This is a genomic window from Rhodococcus sovatensis (assembly GCF_037327425.1).
GTDB classification, from domain to species: Bacteria; Actinomycetota; Actinomycetes; order Mycobacteriales; family Mycobacteriaceae; genus Rhodococcoides; species Rhodococcoides sovatense.
The window spans coordinates 4586095-4603388 of sequence record NZ_CP147846.1; the positions used below are offsets into that span (position 1 = coordinate 4586095).

At 64.4% G+C, this 17294-nt stretch carries 12 protein-coding genes; 7 read left to right on the forward strand and 5 right to left on the reverse strand.

Translation table 11 applies throughout. From position 1 onward, the window contains the following. Positions 1-77 precede the first annotated feature (77 nt). From WDS16_RS21390 to WDS16_RS21405, 4 genes are read left to right on the forward strand one after another with little or no spacing between them, the layout of a single operon-like run. The gene (locus WDS16_RS21390) at positions 78-8315 is read left to right on the forward strand and encodes an amino acid adenylation domain-containing protein (RefSeq protein ID WP_338887504.1); all 8238 of its coding nucleotides are present in this window, start codon (positions 78-80) and stop codon (positions 8313-8315) included. After that, positions 8312-9271, forward strand: coding sequence for an ATP-binding cassette domain-containing protein (locus tag WDS16_RS21395; protein WP_338887505.1), 960 nt, complete (start codon positions 8312-8314; stop codon positions 9269-9271). Before WDS16_RS21390 ends, WDS16_RS21395 begins: the two co-directional genes overlap by 4 nt. Continuing rightward, positions 9268-10044, forward strand: coding sequence for an ABC transporter permease (locus WDS16_RS21400; RefSeq protein WP_338887507.1), 777 nt, complete (start codon positions 9268-9270; stop codon positions 10042-10044). Before WDS16_RS21395 ends, WDS16_RS21400 begins: the two co-directional genes overlap by 4 nt. Further along, complete coding sequence (locus tag WDS16_RS21405; RefSeq protein ID WP_338887508.1) at positions 10041-10829, forward strand: ABC transporter permease; 789 nt, start codon at positions 10041-10043, stop codon at positions 10827-10829. Before WDS16_RS21400 ends, WDS16_RS21405 begins: the two co-directional genes overlap by 4 nt. Positions 10830-10973: 144 nt before the next feature. Here WDS16_RS21405 and lppU read toward each other — a convergent pair whose 3' ends face one another. Further along, the gene (lppU, locus tag WDS16_RS21410) at positions 10974-11618 is read right to left on the reverse strand and encodes an LppU family putative lipoprotein (protein ID WP_338887509.1); all 645 of its coding nucleotides are present in this window, start codon (positions 11616-11618) and stop codon (positions 10974-10976) included. 128 nt (positions 11619-11746) lie between these two features. Here lppU and WDS16_RS21415 point away from each other — a divergent pair, with 128 nt between their 5' ends. From WDS16_RS21415 to WDS16_RS21425, 3 genes are all read left to right on the forward strand, one after another. Beyond that, a complete protein-coding gene (locus WDS16_RS21415) occupies positions 11747-13048 on the forward strand; it encodes a sigma-70 family RNA polymerase sigma factor (protein WP_338887510.1) in 1302 nt (433 codons plus the stop codon). Between the two features lie 65 nt (positions 13049-13113). Beyond that, positions 13114-13251 carry a hypothetical protein gene (locus WDS16_RS21420; RefSeq protein ID WP_338887511.1) on the forward strand — a complete coding sequence of 46 codons (138 nt, stop codon included), beginning with the start codon at positions 13114-13116 and terminating at the stop codon, positions 13249-13251. 31 nt (positions 13252-13282) lie between these two features. Next, a complete protein-coding gene (locus WDS16_RS21425; RefSeq protein ID WP_338887513.1) occupies positions 13283-14026 on the forward strand; it encodes a CPBP family intramembrane glutamic endopeptidase in 744 nt (247 codons plus the stop codon). 162 nt (positions 14027-14188) lie between these two features. Here the strand turns inward: WDS16_RS21425 and WDS16_RS21430 are convergent, their stop codons facing one another. From WDS16_RS21430 to WDS16_RS21445, 4 genes are all read right to left on the reverse strand, one after another. Next, the gene (locus tag WDS16_RS21430; RefSeq protein WP_338887515.1) at positions 14189-15418 is read right to left on the reverse strand and encodes a globin domain-containing protein; all 1230 of its coding nucleotides are present in this window, start codon (positions 15416-15418) and stop codon (positions 14189-14191) included. Between the two features lie 33 nt (positions 15419-15451). Beyond that, positions 15452-15889 carry an Rrf2 family transcriptional regulator gene (locus tag WDS16_RS21435; protein ID WP_338887517.1) on the reverse strand — a complete coding sequence of 146 codons (438 nt, stop codon included), beginning with the start codon at positions 15887-15889 and terminating at the stop codon, positions 15452-15454. A 111-nt stretch (positions 15890-16000) separates the two neighbouring features. Then, positions 16001-16501, reverse strand: coding sequence for a GNAT family protein (locus WDS16_RS21440; protein ID WP_338887518.1), 501 nt, complete (start codon positions 16499-16501; stop codon positions 16001-16003). Next, positions 16501-17253: a lysophospholipid acyltransferase family protein gene (locus WDS16_RS21445; RefSeq protein WP_338887519.1), complete on the reverse strand. Its 753-nt coding sequence runs from the start codon at positions 17251-17253 to the stop codon at positions 16501-16503. The genes WDS16_RS21440 and WDS16_RS21445 overlap by 1 nt, the downstream gene beginning before the upstream one ends. Positions 17254-17294 lie beyond the last annotated feature (41 nt).

The following is a 17294-nucleotide window of genomic DNA, read 5'->3' on the forward strand; positions in this document are numbered from 1 at the left end:
ACCCCTCACCCGGGGAGCCTCACGATCACCTCGAGGGTGCCTGTCTTCGGACGCCTCGACGGACGAGCGTCATACGCATGAACTTCTCCCCCTCCACAGCCGCCGTGTTCCCACTCTCGGCCGCCCAGCGCGGGATCTTGTTCGCACAGCACCTGGCAGGCGATGTCCCGGTCTCCATCGCCCAGTTCGTGGAAGTCCACGGCAATCTGGATACCCGACGCCTGGTCGACGCGGCCATGACGGCCGGCCGCGAGTTCGGCACCGGGTACCTCCGACTCGTCGAGGTCGACGGCGTGACCATGCAGACTGTGGATCCCGACGTCGACGAATCGATGCCGACGGTGGACCTGCGCGACGAGCCTGATCCGATCGCTGCGGCCCACGCCTGGATGCGCGCGGAGTACAGCGCGCCGATCGACCTCTTCACCGACCGTCTGGTCACGATGGCCGTGCTGCGGGTCGGCGACGAACACGTCTACTGGTACTCGCGTATCCACCACATCGCACTCGACGGCTACGGCGCGATGACCCTGCTGAAGCGGTGCGCAGAGCTCTACACCGGCGGCGCCGACGCATCGGCGTCCACAGCGGAACCGCTGCACGCCATCGTCGACGCCGACCGGCAGTACCGCGGCTCGGACCGGTTCACCGCAGATCGCAACTACTGGAACGACCACCTCGCCGGTTTGTCGGACCCCGTCAGCCTCGCCGGGCGTTCGGCTCCGGCCCTCGCGCATCCGCTGCTGCAGCGCGGCGAACTCGACACCGTCACAGCAGCACGGCTAGAGCAGCTCGCGAGTGAGTTGAACTCAGGCGTCGCACCGGTGACGGTCGCGGCGTTCGGCGCGTACCTTGCGCGAGCCACCGGCAGTATCGAGGTGACCCTGAGTCTGCCCGTCTCGGCGCGTACGACGGCGGCGCTGCGAAGGTCCGGCGGCATGGTCGCCAACGTGGTTCCGCTCCGGCTGCGCTGCGACGGGCACACCTCGGTTGCCGACCTGGTGCGTGACGCGCAACTCGAACTCACCGGTGCCCTGCGGCGTCAGCGATACCGCCAGGAGGACATCGCCCGCGACCTCGGCGTCGACGCGTCCGGATTCGGTCCGTCGGTCAACATGATGCTGTTCGACACCCGAATCATGCTCGGTACCTTCGTCGGTCGACTCCACGTGATGACTTCGGGGATCATCGACGACCTGTTCGTCAACGTCTACCCCGGCATCGGTGGCAGCACGATGCACATCGACTTCCAGGCCAACTCCACCCTGTACTCGACCGCCGAACTGGCCCGGCACCACGCCGCGTTCCTGAAGTTCCTCGACCGCTTTCTCACCGACCCCTACGCTCCGGTATCCCGATTGGCGATGACCGACGGCGCAGCGGTCCATCGCGGGCCCTCCTCACGTGCGCCGCGTCTGCTGCCGCACATCCTCGGCGAGGCTGCGGCACTGCGACCGGACGGGATCGCTGTCGTCTCGGACTCAGGCAACTACACCTACCGCGAACTCGACGAGCGTTCCAACCGCCTCGCACGGGCACTGATCGAACATGGTGTTCGCCCGGAAAGCGCAGTCGCCGTATCCATATCGCGATCCTACGAGTCCATCCTCGCGATGTGGGCGGTCGCCAAGACCGGAGCGACGTTCGTGCCGATCGACCCGACGTACCCACGCGAGCGGATCGACTACCTATTGGCGGACTCGGGCGCACGAACGATCGTCGATGCCGAATACGTCGATCGGGATCTTCCCTACTCGTCGAATCCGGTGACGGACTCCGATCGACGCGGCACCATCGACCCGCGCAACGCGGCCTACGTCATCTACACCTCCGGCTCGACCGGAGCGCCGAAGGGCGTCGTCGTCACGCACGGCGGTATTGCCGATCTGATATCCGACGGCATCGACCGCCTTTCACTCTCGTCGACATCCCGGATGACACATGGCTATTCACCGAGTTTCGACGCATCACTGTCGGAACTGCTGCTGACGTTCGGTGCCGCGGCCACCGCCGTCGTCGTTCCGCCCGGAGTGTTCGGCGGCGACGACCTGACGGAACTGCTTCGCGGGCACAGCGTCACGCATATCGACGTCACCCCTGCTGTTCTCGGCACGCTCACCCCCACAGACCTACCCGGCCTGACCCATGTAGTCGTCGGTGGCGACGCCTGCCCGCCGGAGCTTCGTGCCCGGTGGGCAGGCGACCGGCAGATGTTCAACGGGTACGGGCCCACCGAGATGACCGTCACCTCTACATTCAGTACACCGATGACGGCCGAGAAGCCGGTCAGCATCGGTGGACCCATCCGCGGTACCTCCGCCCTCGTGCTCGATCGATGGCTGCAACCTGTCCCTGCAGGCACTACGGGCGAGTTGTACCTCTGGGGCGCCGGCATCGCACGCGGCTACCATGACCGGCCTGCAGTGACGTCGACGCGTTTCGTCGCCAATCCTGCCGACCCTGGGGCCCGTCTGTATCGCACCGGTGACCTCGTGCGGTGGAACGGTGACGAACTGGAATACGTCGGTCGGAGCGACTTCCAGGTCAAGATCCGTGGGTTCCGTATCGAACTGGGCGAAGTCGACGCGGCCCTGGCGAGCGCTGCCACGTCCGAAGGCGCACCACTGGACTTCGTCATGACGGTCGGCCACACCACCGACTCCGGCGCAACGGTTCTCGTGTCGTACGTCGTTTCCACCCGTCCACTCGACACGTCGCGGCTGACGGCCCGCCTCAGCGGCGCATTGCCTGCATACATGGTTCCGTCATCGATCATGGTTCTCGACGCGGTGCCGCTGACCCCCGTCGGCAAGGTCGATCGAAAGGCCCTGCCCACACCGACATTCACGGCGCACTCGCCCTCGCGCGTCCCCTCGACAGAACGCGAACGCACACTCGCAACCCTGTTCCAGCAGGTCCTCGGGGTCGACGAGGTCGGCGCCGAAGACAGCTTCTTCGCCCTCGGCGGGGACAGCATCGTCTCCATCCAGCTGGTCTCCCGCGGCAGGGCCGCAGGGCTCATCTTCACCGCTCGCGACGTATTCGAGCGCAAGACGGTCGCTGGAATCGCGGAGGCTGCGACGGATGCGGAGTCGGCACCGGTACTCGTCGAGCTGCCCGGGGGCGGAACCGGCACAGTCCCCACCACTCCGATCGTGGCAGAAATGCTGCGCTCCGGGAATTTTCGGACCTACAGCCAGGCGGTGTTGATCACGCTTCCCCACAACATCCCCGACGAGACCGTGATCGCGGCGGCAGCTCATGTGATCGACCACCACGACGCGCTGCGGTCACGAGTCCGCGAATCCCACGAGATCCTGCCGGTCGGATCGGTCGACACCACGTCCATGTACACCGTCGACTGCGGTGATCTAGACGCTGCACTCGACCGCGCTGCGGACCGTCTCGACCCTGCGGCGGGTCACGTGGTCCAGTTCGCAAGGATTGGCAACAAGATGTGGATCGTCCTGCATCACGTTGCGGTGGACGGGGTGTCATGGCGAATCTTACTGCCGGACTTCGCTACTGCGGCGAGCGGCGGCACCCTCCAGCCAACTGGCACGTCACTGCGCAGGTGGGCTCACGGACTCGTCGCGCATGCGCCGAACCGTTTTCCGGAAACCGACATGTGGTCCACCGTCGCACAGACTTCCGATCCCATGCTCGGCTCCCGTGCACTCGACCCCGACCTCGACGTCACCGCAACTCGCGCCGACATCTCGGTGACCGTCCCAGCCGAGGTGACCGAAACCCTGCTGACCGTTCTCCCCGACCGCTTTCGCTGCGGCCCCAACGAGGGACTGCTCACTGCGCTCGCGATGGCCGTCAGTGTCTGGCGTCAACGGCGCACGACCGTCGTGACGCTGGAAGGCCACGGCCGCGAACAGCAGGTCGTTCCAGGCTCCGACCTCGCCCGCACGGTCGGCTGGTTCACCACGGTCTTCCCTGTGGCATTCGACATCGGCGACATCGACATCGCCGACGCGTTCGCCGGGGGGTCGGCGGCCGGGACCGCGCTGAAAGCAGTCAAGGAGACACTGGCGTCCATCCCGGACCACGGGATCGGCCACGGGATCCTGCGTCACTTCGCCGGAGTCGACGACATCGACATCGCGCCGCAACTGTCGTTCAACTACCTCGGCCGGGTGCAGACCGCCTCCGACTCACCCTGGATGCCGGAACGCTTCAGCTCGCGCCAGGACGAGACCATGGCGCTGCCCGCTGCGATCGACATCAACGTTATCGCCGAGTCGGACGGCACGACTTCCGAACTGGTTGCCACATTCGCCTATGCAACAGGTCTTTTCGATTCTGCTGAGATCGACGAATTCGGCCAGCTGTGGCTGCGTGCATTGTCCGCACTCGCCTCCCATGTGGCCGATGAGAACACTGTTCGGCATTCACCGTCGGACTTCGCGCTGGTCTCGACCACTCAGCAGCACATCGAGTCCTGGGAACGCGAATTTCCTACCCTGACGGATATCTGGCCACTGTCACCGCTGCAAGAGGGCCTGCTGTTCCATGCGATGTTCGACGCCGAAGGTCCGGACAGCTACGTCGTACAGTCCGTGCTCACGCTCGCAGGCGTCGTCGATGCTTCGCGGCTGCACGACGCTGCGCAGGCACTCGTCGATCGCCACGACAATCTCAGAGTTGCATTCCGCGACTCCGATTCGGGACCTCGGCAAATCGTGCTCGACGGACTCGAAGTCAGCTGGACCGAAACAGATCTCCGCAGCGTCGACGATGCAGAGCATGCTGTCGCAGAGATTCTCGAACTCGACCGTTCGACGCGCTTCCACATGAGCGATCCCCCGCTGATTCGATTCGCGCTGATCCGCACCGACGACGACGGCTACCGACTGTTGATGACCAACCACCACATTCTGCTCGACGGGTGGTCGACGCCGCTGCTGGTGCAGGAACTCCTGAGCCTGTATGCGGCGTTCGACGGAGTCGGTGGCCTACGCCCAGCCCGGTCGTACCGCGAGTACCTGGGCTGGCTGGCCGAACAGGACCGGGCCGCCTCCCGTCTCGCCTGGCGGACTGCACTGACCGGGGTCGAGTCAGCCACCCTGATCGCGCCGTCCGGCCGGCTCACCGCCGAGGCGGCGGCCGGGGAGCAGTCTCGACCACTTGGAGTCGAAGTGACGGCTGCTCTGCACGGCCTCGCGCGATCGCACGGGATCACGATCAACACCGCTATCCAGACAGTCTGGGCCGTCATGTTGGCGACGATGACCGGCAGTACCGACGTCGTATTCGGTGGGACGGTGTCGGGTCGCCCGCCTGCCTTGCCCGGCGTCGAGGACATGGTCGGGTTGTTCATCAACACCGTGCCCGTGCGTGTCCGACTGGACCCGCGAGAGACCGTCGCAGAACTGATGACCCGCGTACAACAGGAACAGTCGGCCCTCCTCGACCACCAGTACATCGGACTCAGTGAAATCCACGAGGTGGCTGGGTTGCCGGAATTGTTCGACACCATCACTGTATTCGAGTCCTACCCGGTCGACCGCGCCGCGCTGGCCCAATCCCTCGATCTCGCCGGTATGCGGGTTCTCGACGCCGAAGGCACCGATGCCACCCCGTATCCGTTGTCTCTGTTGATCATCCCGGGCGAATCCATCCAGATCACGCTCAAGTATCTCGTCGACGCAATCGACGACGAGAGGGCACACACACTCGTCGATCGCTGCGTGGCGTTGTTGAGCCGCCTCTCGGCCGAACCGGAGCTTTCCGTAACCGCACTCGAGGCAGCTGGTTCGACCACCGTCGTCCACGGTGGGCACGGCGTGCTCCCGAGGACTCTCTCCGAGATCCTTCGCGCAACGACGCTGCGCCACCCTGACCGGACAGCCGTGACATTCCAGGGCGTCACGATGACGTATCGGGAGCTGAACGTCGTATCGAACCGGCTCGCGCACGTTCTCCTCGATCATGGGGTCCAGCCGGAAGCGGTTGTTGCCATTGCGATCCCGCGTTCGATCGAGTCCATCGTCGCGATGTGGGCGGTTGCCAAGACCGGAGCCGCTTTCGTGCCGATCGATCCGTCACTGCCCGCCGATCGCATCGCTCGCATGCTCGTCGACTGCGGCGCCCGTACCGGACTGACGGTGGACGGGGTTCTCCCTACCCTCGTGACCGACATGATCTGGATCGACGCCGCAGCGGTGCACCCCGCCGTTCGCACTTCGGTACCCGCCGTGCCGCACCTGGACAACCTCGCGTACCTGATCTTCACGTCCGGTTCGACCGGCATCCCCAAGGCCGTCGAAGTCTCGCATCGCGGGCTGGCGAACTTCGTTGCCGCACAGACCGAAGAGTTTCGGGTCTCGGCCGACGCACGTGTTCTCCACTTCGCATCACCGAGCTTCGACGCCTCCATCTCCGAGGCTCTGATGGCCTTCGGCAACGGCGCCACCCTCGTCATCGCGCCCCCGACGGTCATGGCGGGCGACGACCTCGCCGCACTCGTCGTCGCCGAGCAGGTCTCGCACATGGTGATCACGCCGGCAGCCCTGGCCACCGTCGAACCAGCCGACTGCGTACGGGTCCTCGCGGTCGCAGGCGAAGCGGTGAGCCACGACGTCGTGGATCGGTGGTCCGCAGGACGGATCATGCTCAACCACTACGGGCCGACCGAATTCACGATCTGGGCAACGGGTTCAGCTCCGCTGCATCCCAAGTCACACCCTGATATCGGGGTGCCGATACGCGGCGCGTCGATCCTCGTGCTCGACAGCTGGCTGCGTCCGGTCTCCGACGGTGTTGCCGGCGAGCTGTATCTCGCGGGACCTGCTGTGGCGCGGGGATATCGCAACCGAAGCGAGCAGACCGCGTCACGCTTCGTGGCCCACCCCGGCGAAGCGGGAGCACGGATGTACCGGACCGGTGACGTCGTACGGTGGGAGGCAGACAGGTTGCACTACCTCGGCCGCGCCGACTTCCAGGTCAAGATCCGCGGGTTCCGCGTCGAGCTCGGAGAAGTCGATGCGGTGATCACCGAGGTACCTGGCGTCGAGTTCGCCGTCACCGTGGGTGTTCGCGGACCCTCCGGTGCAACGGTTCTCGTGTCCTATGTGCTGCCGTCTTCCGATTCCCTGGACACCGAGCTCGTGCGCGGGCACGCTACCGAACGGCTGCCCGGCTACATGGTCCCGACACTCGTTCAAATCCTCGACACGATCCCTCTGACGCCGGTCGGCAAGATCGACACACGGGCCCTGCCCGCACCGGACTTCTCCGGTCGGCGACGTCGCTACCGCGCTCCGCGGACGTCACTGGAAGCCTGCATCGTCGACGCTTTCATCGACGTACTGGCGATCGACACCATCGGCATCGACGATTCGTTCTTCGACCTGGGCGGCAATTCGCTCGTCGCCACTCGCGTCGTGTCGCGAATCAACATCTCGTCGGAATCTACTGTCTCGCTGCGTGATCTGTTCGAAGCGCCGACGCCTGCCGGACTCGCAGCGCGGATCTCCTCTCGCGGCGCGGACGAGAGCGAACGGTCGGCGCATCCGTTCGACATGATCATCCCACTGCGAGTGGAGCCCGGGGCGTCGCCGCTGTTCTGCATACACCCGACCTCAGGGCTTGCCTGGTGCTACGCGGGGCTCGCAGCCTCGCTCGGGAGCGGTAGCAGCGTGTACGGAATTCAGTCTCCGGATCTGAGGCATTCGACGAATCCTCCGTCCACGCTCGACGAGATGGTGGATCTGTACGTTCGGGCGATCCAATCGGTGCAACCCCACGGGCCGTACAACCTGCTGGGATGGTCCTTCGGCGGATTCGTGGCGCACGGCGTTGCGGCCAGACTGCGTGAGTACAACGAGGACGTGTCGATGCTGGCGATGCTCGATTCCGACATCGACTCCAGCGAACTCGCACCGCCTCCGACGCTCGATCCCGTCGAGTTCTTTCGAGAGTTCGCCCCGGTCCTCGGCCTCGACACCGTGCATGACGATATCTCGATAGAAGAAGCGACACAGCTGGTGCGGGACACGATCGGAACGGACGTCGTGCAGCCTGAGCACATCGAACGCCTCGCCCGGTCGTATGACAATGCGCTCCGATTGCTGAGCGGCTACCGACCGCCCGTCTACGACGGCGACGTGCTGTTCTTCAGCGCATCGCGCAAGGAAGGGCCCTCCACCGCGGCAGCGGGCTGGATCCCGTTCGTCACTGGCCGCATCGACAACCATTCCGTCGACGCCGTGCACGATCGGATGCTGGAACCTGCTGCTGCGCAGACACTTTCGTCGGCTCTTCTGAACCATCTCTCGCCCACCGTAGAACGGAGAATCGCATGACCACCGAACTGTCCATCGAAGTAGCAGGGCTGCGCAAGTCGTTCGGCGCCGTCGAAGCCCTGCGCGGCATCGACTTCGCCGCCCAACGAGGAGAGGTGCTGGCAGTTCTCGGTCCCAACGGAGCAGGAAAGACCACCACCGTCGGTGTACTGGCAACCCTCGTCACGCCCGATTCAGGCATCGTCCGCGTGGCAGGTCACGACGTCGTCTCCGAAGCCGCCGCCGTCCGGGCGTCGATCATGTTGACCGGGCAACATGCGTCGCTGGACGAGACCCTCACCGGCTACGAGAATCTCGTCATGTTCGCTCGCCTCATGGGCTTGACGAAGCATGTGGCGAAGGGGCGGGCAGAGGAGCTTCTCGGCGAGTTCGACCTGACAGGCGCCGCGGACCGCAGGGTCGGTCGCTACTCGGGAGGGATGCGACGCCGGATAGACATCGCGTGCGGGCTCGTCGTTCCCCCTCAGGTCGTGTTTCTCGACGAACCGACCACCGGGCTCGACCCACGAAGCAGGCAAGTCGTGTGGGACCTGGTGGCCGGCTTCGCGGACCAGGGCATCACCACTTTGCTCACCACACAGTACTTGGAGGAGGCCGACGTCCTCAGCGACCGCATCGTCGTCGTAGATCACGGAACCGTCGTCGCCGAAGGCACATCCGCCGAACTCAAAGCACGCACCGGAGGCAGCTTCTGCGAGGTGGTCCCACTACACCCGCATGAACTTGCCGTCGTTGCGGATGTGCTGCAGTCGATGTGCGCCAACGAGATCGTCGTGTCCGGCACCGATCGCGTGTCCATCCCGGCACCCGACGGCGCCCGCACCCTCACCGAGGTACTCCGACGGCTCGATGACTCCGAGATCGAGTTGGTCGATATCGCCTTGAGACGCCCCTCCCTCGACGAAGTCTTCCTCTCTCTGACCGGCCGACCCGCAGTTGCGGCAGTGGCGTCGTGACTGCGCCGGTGCGTTCGAGTACGACACAGTGGTGGGTTCTGACCGCGCGGACTCTGAGAGGCGCCGCCCGAGGGGGTGAGGCAATTACAGCGATCATCGCTCCGATCGTCTTCACCGTCAGCTTCTACGTTCCGCTACAAAAGGTGATTTCGATGTTCGGGAACGGGGTGGACAACTTCGGCCAGTTCCTGATGCCGTTGATCGTGTTGCAAGCCATCGCCTTCACCGCCATATCCGTCGCGTTTCTCGCCGCAACCGACGCCGTCGACGGCATCAACCGACGGTTCGCTTCGATGCCCATTGCCCGCCTGGTGCCGTTGGGTTCACGGGTTGCGTCCGGGATGGCGAAGTGCGTCGTATCGTTGACGTTCGCGCTGGGATGCGGTTACGTGATCGGCTTCCGATTTGCTGGAAGTATCACGGACACAGCGATGTTCATCGGCTTCGTCGCGATCATCGCTGTCACACTCATCCTCGGTGCGGACGTGATCGGCACAGCGTCCAGGAACCCCGAGGCGACAACCCAGAGCCTGATCCTGCCGCAACTGGTCCTCGGCATGCTGTCGAGTGGTTTCGCACCGTTGGAACAGTTTCCGACATGGGTGCAACCCTTCGTCCGCAACCAACCGGTGTCCCAGTTCACCACTGCGTTGCGTGATCTGGCCGACGGCACTGCCACCAGCGCGAGCGTGACCCCTGCGCTGCTGTGGCTGCTGACCCTGCTCGTGATCTGTATTCCACTGTCCCTGCTGCTGAATGCGAGACGCTCATGACAACGACGGAAAACTCTGCAGCGGTGTTCGTTCCGCAAACTCTGATTCAGAGCCAGAGAATGCTGCTGCATCTGTTCCGCAATCCGATGTCTCTCGTGCAGTCGATCGTCTACCCGGCGTCGATGTTGGTGATTCTCGATATCGTTCTGGGCCGACAGGTTTCCGCGTTCGCAGGCCACGACTCGCTGCACGGCACAGTGCCGATGACCGCGCTGCTGAGCGCCATGCTCGGTGCGGTGGCCGGGGCAGTGACGCTCGGACGAGAATGGGATGCGGGAATTCTCGCGCGGTTCTGGGTTCTGCCGATCCACCGCGCCTCGGGTCTCGCCACACGGGTGACGTCGGAAGGAGTGCGGATTCTGTCCACGACGATGCTCATCACCGGCCTCGGTCTGCTGCTGGGCTTCCGGTTCTCCGGGTCCCTGTTCTCCGCTCTCGCCTTCGTCGCGGTGCCCCTGATGTTCGGCATCGCTTTCGCCACTGCCGTCATCGCCGCGTCGTTCACGCTGGGCAAAACCCTACTTGTGGAATCGGTTTCGCTGCTGTGCTCGCTGGCGATGTTCTTCAACCCCGGTTTCGTTCCGCTCGCGGCGTATCCGACCTGGCTGCAACCGTTGGTGGAGAACCAGCCGATGAGTTGCGCTATCGAGGCGATGACAGCTCTCTCGCTCGGTGAGCCTGCCGGTGCATCGCTGCTGAAGGCCGCTGCCTGGTCTTCGATCATCTTCGCGGTCGCCGTCGTACCCGCCTTGCGCGGGCTGCGGCGCGCGACCGTGCCGCGGTAGTCGAGGCGCTCCGCGCCAGTGGACTAGGGGCGCTCCGCGCCAGTGGCTCAGGGGGCGCTCCGCGCCAGTGACACGGTTGAGTGCATCCAGGTGCACTTAAGTGCGCCACTGGAGCGGAGCGACCCCACCATCGCCGAAGCAAACTCAGCTGGTCAGCGTCTCGGTGCAGACGGTGAACTTTCGCTCCGGGTGCGCGTAGCCGCCGTCGGGGCAGGAATCCGCGTCCACCGCGTCGAGGACGATTTCCGTCGCGCGCTCGCGCGGTGCGGTGCCACCGTCACACGGAACGCGCTGTGCGATGTCCCCGCTGATGTCCATGCATTCACCGATCACCCAATCCACGTCCAGGCACAGCGCGCCTTGCTCGCCGCCGATGGCAAGTTCCTCGTAGTAGTAGCTGTCGGCGTCGGACACACACTCGGCGTTGGTGGGGGCTTTGCCGATCACCCGGTAGTTCGACGCCGGAGTGCCACACGGCGCGGGCAGTGCGGCCGCGTCGTCCAAGGTTCCCGACGCCAGAATGCAGTCTCCGACCTCGACGTCGACTTCCAAGCTTCCGCCCAAGTCAGGTCGCAGTTGGGTTGCGGATTCGGTGGCCTCCTCGATCGCCGTGCGAGCCTGCTCGGCAGCCTGGTTCGCCGACGAGGCAGCCACGTTGGCGGCAGAGGCGACGGACGATGCCGCGGCGTCCACGGAGTCCTGCGTGGACGCCGTCGACGTGCAGCCGGCAATCAGTACGACGGCGATTCCGGCGAATCCGCTGCAGACAACAGTGCGGTTGATGTTCATTGTCGGTCCTTCTACTCCTGCGGCCGGTTGCCGCGTTCGAAGGTAGGAGTAAGCGGGTTGGGAATCAGTAACAACTTTTTTCCAACGGCCCGTTTAGACTGAGCAGCCGGGTTCTGGAGGTGACGGTGATGGACGGTGCGCACGCGCGCAGCTCGGAGTTCGGTGATGCCCCGATCGTCGCTGCCCTCGTCGCAGGAGATCTTTCTGCGCTCGGCGAGGCCTACGACCGGTATGCCCAACACCTGTACACCTACGCCTGCGGCATGCTGCGGGACACCGATGCCGCCGCGGACGTCGTCCACGACGCTCTGCTGATCGCTTCGCAGCGCATCACGCAGCTGCGCGACCCCGATCGTTTCAGGCCGTGGTTGTATGCCATCGTCCGCTCCGAGTGCTTACGTCATCTCCGCCTGACCAAGAGAAGTGTGCCGCTCGACGACAGTTTCGACCTCGAGGCGCCGCACGAGACCGACTCTGCCGCCGAGGAACGCGACATTCGTGCGTTGGTCGCAGCGGCCGCGGCGGGGCTGAGCCCGAAAGATCGCGAGGTGCTCGAGCTGAGCATCCGCCACGATCTGGACAACGCTCAGGTCGCTGCCGTCCTCGGCGTCGGCATGAACCAGGCAAGCACGCTGACCTCCCGTGCGCGCGCACAACTCGAACGGTCACTGTCCGTACTGCTGGTGGCCCAGGAGCGAGGCAACGCATGCGACGGTCTCGACGAGCTGCTCGCATCGTGGGACGGAGAGTTCACCCCGCTGTGGCGCAAGCGAATCGGCCGGCACATGGACAAGTGCGCGACCTGCAGCGATATCAAGGAGCGAAAGTTCCAGGCCGCAGTCCTCCTCGGCCTCTTCCCATTGGCGATCACCCCGTTCTGGCTGCGCGATCGAATCACCGGAGCTGTGGACGCGAACGTCGAACTCGTCGCCCTTGCCACCCGAATCGATCCGCTCGATCGCGCAGGATTCCCAACGCAAGCTCGACGCTCGAAGCGCGGGGTGTGGGTCGCCGGGGCTGGTGCAGCCCTGCTCGCCGTCGGCGCCGGGGTCGGGATTCTCGCGATCGAACCAGCAGTGAGCACTCCACCGATTCCGGCGCAGTTCGACGTCGTCGAGGCGCCCATGTCTTCTCCGACCCTCCCTACCCAACCCGCGGCCCTGTCCTCCGCCGTCCAACCACCGAGTGTGTCTCTCGCTCCCGTCGCACCGCCTTTGCCTTCGACCGGCGCTCGCCTTGTGCCCGTGCAACCTGTGCCGGCCGTGACCACCCCCGTGCCGCAGTTCACGACCATTGCGACGGCAACGACGACGCAACTCACCAGCACTACTCAGGTCACCACTATTACGACGACCACGAGCACGACCACCGACGAGACCACCACCACGACTACCACCACCACGACCAGGAGTCCGGAACCTCCTCGCTGAAAAGTTGTTACTGCTCGCCTCCCCCGGCACTCATACAGGGGTAACGACGAGTGAGGAGAGAGTCCATGAACCAGATCGTCTCGAAGATTGTGTCTGCACTTCGCAACGAGTTCGTACAAGACCAGCACCACCTGGACGAATGCGCCGAGCGACTGTTCCGGCCTTCCGATCTGCACGTGCCCGCCGGGTCGCAGATCAACTGATCTCTCAGGTTTCCGCCGTACACTAGGTCGGATGCTCATGAGACAGGACGCCGCTGCGACGGGCCGTCTACGCGGCTTTCACGCCTATCTCGACGTTGCCGTCGTGGTACTGGTGCTGGTGGTGACCAATCTCATCGCACACTTCACGACGGTGTGGGCCAGCGTCGCGACGGTACCGATCGCCGCAATGGTCCTCGTTGCGCTGACCCGCCGACGGGGTCTCGGCTGGGCCGAACTCGGCCTGTCACCGAAACAGTGGAAGACCGGATCGATCTATGCCCTCGCCGCCGTCGGCCTGGTCGTCACCGTCGTTGCGATCGGTGCACTACTGCCGATCACAAGGCCGTTCTTCATGGCCGACAGATACGCGACGGTCTCGGCCGCCCTGGTGGCGTCGATGATCGTCATTCCGCTGCAGACCGTCATACCCGAGGAACTCGCCTTTCGCGGTGTATTGCACGGCACCCTGGGCCGCATCTACGGCGCCCGCGGAGTGTTCGCGGCCGGTTCTCTGCTGTTCGGGCTATGGCACATTGCTAGTTCCCTGGGTCTGACCGCAGGCAACGTCGGATTGAGCAACTTTCTCGGTGGCGGCCTGTTCGGTCAGATCGTCGGCATCGTCGCTGCGGTGTTGGCGACGGCTGCGGCAGGCCTCGTCTTCACCTGGTTGCGCAACCGAAGCGGGTCGCTGATCGCGCCCATCGCACTGCACTGGTCACTCAACGGGATCGGTGCCCTCGCGGCGGCGTTGGTGTGGCACGCGTCGACGTCGTAGTTGCTCGTTTGCTTACCGATGTCCGGGTGCGATCTCGGCCCCGCGCAGGTTCCAGCCAGCGCGCGGGTTGCAACTTGCGCCTGGGCTGAAAGGTGCGCATTCGGCGCGTGAAGTGACCGAAACAGACATTCGGTCACCCGGGGGGGCCGCAGACCAATCACCTCAGCACAGCGACCACTCGTCGGGTGCGAAGAGTTCGCAATGGATTCGAGCGGGATCGACTGCGAGCGCGGTGAGTTGTGCACGGACCGCCTTGACGAATCCGCTGCTCCCGCACAGGTAGATCGATGCGTCCGCAGGCACAGCGACCTCGGATAGATCCATCCGACCACGATGTGCCGACTCGTCCTGGTCCGGTTGTTCGTACCACAGCTCCAGCGTTGCGTTCGGCATAGCGTCGACCAGCTGCCGTTGACGCTGCATCAGTGGATGGGTACTCGGCGAGCCATCCGCGTGCAGGACCATTACGTCGCAATCCGATTCCGCGTGGCGCAGGTGCTCCAGAATACCGATCATCGGGGTGATTCCAATCCCAGCCGAGATCAACACCACTGGTACGGAACCGACTTCGGCGGTCGGCAGGTCTCCGAACGGGATGCTGACATCGAGCTTGTCGCCGGGACGCACGTTGTCCGCGATCCACGTCGAGACCTCTCCGGCAGGGCAACCCTCGGAAGCCGCAACGGGTTTGACGGCGAAGGTCAGTTCGTTGTCCGCAACGACAGTGACGAGACTGTACTGGCGAATCTGCCTGGCACCGTCGGGCAGAGTTGTTCCGACGGAGACATATCGACCTGGTTGATCCTGATCGCTCAGGTGCCAGTCGGCGATCACGCCGATCACGACTGCGCCCGACGGGTCGTCCACCCGCCTCGACACCGTGGCCCTGTGAAAGACCTGGCCTGCACTGACCCCGGCATCCTCGTAGAGCCGACGTTCCAAGTCGATGAGCGTGTCGGCCATCATCCAGTAGACGCGGTCCCATGCCGAAGCGACCTCCGCGGTCACGGTCTCGGCGCCGAGTACTTCGACGATGGCTGCGAAGAGGTGTTCGTGCACGATCGAGTACTGATCGGCGGTGATACCCAACGACACGTGGCGGTGTCCGATCCTCGACAGCATCTGGGCGGGATGCGGCAGATCCGGATCGACCAGATGAGAGGCGAACGTTGCAATCGACGCCGCCAGCGCTCGCTGCTGCGTGCCTTGCGCCTGATTGCCGCGGTTGAAGAGATTGCGCAGCAACTCGGGGCGGGCTTGGAACATGCGGGTGTAGAAGGCACTCGCTATGGTGTCGATATTTGCGCCGACCAGGGGCAAAGTCGCCCGAATCATGTCGGCGTGCTCGGGTTCGAGGTCGCTGTCGAGTGCTGCGGGATAGTAAACGGACATGGGTGTTCCCTTCGTTGGTGCTGGTGGAGCCCGTCAGGGCTGCGGAGCAGTCGCTATCGTCAGCTGTAGAAACGGCGATGCGGCCAGGTCCTCGATCGTGTATCGATCGAGTTCGGAGTAGAACGCTTCGTGGGCATCGGCCAGCGCCCGGCGGAGTCTGCACGCAGCGAGGAGCGGGCAGGGTTGTCCGCCAGTGCAGTCGACTACCTCACGGTCACCTTCGAGCCGGCGGATCAACTGCCCTACCTGCATCGACCGTCCGGTGTCGGTGAGAAACAGTCCACCGCTACGTCCGCGAACCGCACGGACACAGTCGAGTCCGACCAGCCGCGTTATCGCCTTCGCGACGTGATGTTCCGACGCATTGACCTGCTTTGCGATGGAACCGGTCGTCGATCGTCTGTCGGGTCCGGCCGCGGCCAGCAACATCATCGCCCTAAGGGCCAGATCGCTGAAGCGAGTCAGTTGCATGGAACCGACGGTAGTTTATTGCGCATCTGAAATGCGGCTTTTATCCTGGTGCGTTCGAACACCACATTCGGTGCGGTTTTTCTACCAGCACCGATGCCGTGTGCGCGGGGTTCAGCGCAGCTCGCCCAGCAACAGGTCCATCAGCAGCCCGTCGTGAAAATCGTCGCCTCCGGCGTCGCGTTCGTACCCGCGCATGACGCCAACAGGCTGGAATCCGACGGCCGCGTAGCAGGCAATGGCTGCGGCGTTGTCGGCTGCGGGATCGATGACAAGTCGGTGATGCCCCAGATCGTGCAGGAGGTACCGTGCGATTGTCCGCACCGAGTCGCGTCCGACGCCGCGCCCGTGCACCGCCGGGTCGAGAAAGACATCGATCGAAGCGTGCCGGTACATCGGGTCGGATTCTTCGCCGTATTGGATCATCCCGACGACAGCATCGTCTTCCAAGACGGCGAACTTGACCGTCTCGAGATCGTCGAACGGCCAGTTCTCGGAGCTGCCCTCGTCACCCCAACGGGCGAACACCTCCGGCGTGCGCAGGATCCGCCGAAGCTCCGGAACATGATGTTCGGCGACCGAGGACAGCCGGACGAGCTCGCCCCAAAGCTCCACTACTCCGCCTTCTTGGCCTCGCGCGCAGCGTTTCGGGCAGCACCGTCAGCAGCGTCGAGCTTGTCGGCTTCCGCCAGCGTCGGCGCGCTTCCACCGAGCCGGGCAGGCACCCAGTAGGCACCGGGCTCGTGCTCGTACCCTTCCTGCAATTTCAGCAGCATTTCTTTCATCGTTGTGTGCAGCTTCTCGGTGAGTTCATCCGGCGGACCGTCCGGATCGATGGGTGCACCCACTGCGATCGAGATCGGAGTCTTGGTGCGTCCGAGCCGCTTCGGGAATCCCTTCGTCCACACTCGCTGCGCACCCCAGATGACTGTCGGGATGATGGGAACGCCCGCCTCGATGGCCATGCGCGCCGCACCCGACTTGAATTCCTTGATCTCGAAGCTTCGACTGATGGTGGCCTCGGGGTATACACCGACGAGCTCACCTTTTCGCAGATCCGACACAGCGGCCTTGTAGGACTCGGCGCCCGCGCCACGGTCGACGGGAATGTGCTTCAACGACCGCATGATGGGGCCGGAGATCTTGTTGTCGAAAACTTCCTTCTTTGCCATGAAACGGATGTAGCGCTTGACTCTTCGCGGGGGCAATCCGGCGTAGGTGAAGTCGAGGTACCCGGTGTGGTTGACGGCGATGACCGCTCCCCCGCTGGCGGGGATGTTCTCCTCGCCCTCCACCTGGAATTTCAGGCCCTCGAAGGCGAATACCACACGGGCTATGCCGATGACAGATCGATAGACGGGTTCCACAGTCGGCTAGCGTAGTCGCTAAATGCGCATCGGGGAGATGA

Bases quoted from the DNA above. Each gene is read 5' to 3' on its own strand.
- WDS16_RS21390 (WP_338887504.1), top strand. From the start codon at position 78: ATGAACTTCTCCCCCTCCACAGCCGCCGTGTTCCCACTCTCGGCCGCC.
- WDS16_RS21395 (WP_338887505.1), top strand. From the start codon at position 8,312: ATGACCACCGAACTGTCCATCGAAGTAGCAGGGCTGCGCAAGTCGTTC.
- WDS16_RS21405 (WP_338887508.1), top strand. From the start codon at position 10,041: ATGACAACGACGGAAAACTCTGCAGCGGTGTTCGTTCCGCAAACTCTG.
- lppU (WP_338887509.1), bottom strand. From the start codon at position 11,618: ATGAACATCAACCGCACTGTTGTCTGCAGCGGATTCGCCGGAATCGCC.
- WDS16_RS21415 (WP_338887510.1), top strand. From the start codon at position 11,747: ATGGACGGTGCGCACGCGCGCAGCTCGGAGTTCGGTGATGCCCCGATC.
- WDS16_RS21420 (WP_338887511.1), top strand. From the start codon at position 13,114: ATGAACCAGATCGTCTCGAAGATTGTGTCTGCACTTCGCAACGAGTTC.
- WDS16_RS21425 (WP_338887513.1), top strand. From the start codon at position 13,283: ATGCTCATGAGACAGGACGCCGCTGCGACGGGCCGTCTACGCGGCTTT.
- WDS16_RS21430 (WP_338887515.1), bottom strand. From the start codon at position 15,418: ATGTCCGTTTACTATCCCGCAGCACTCGACAGCGACCTCGAACCCGAG.
- WDS16_RS21435 (WP_338887517.1), bottom strand. From the start codon at position 15,889: ATGCAACTGACTCGCTTCAGCGATCTGGCCCTTAGGGCGATGATGTTG.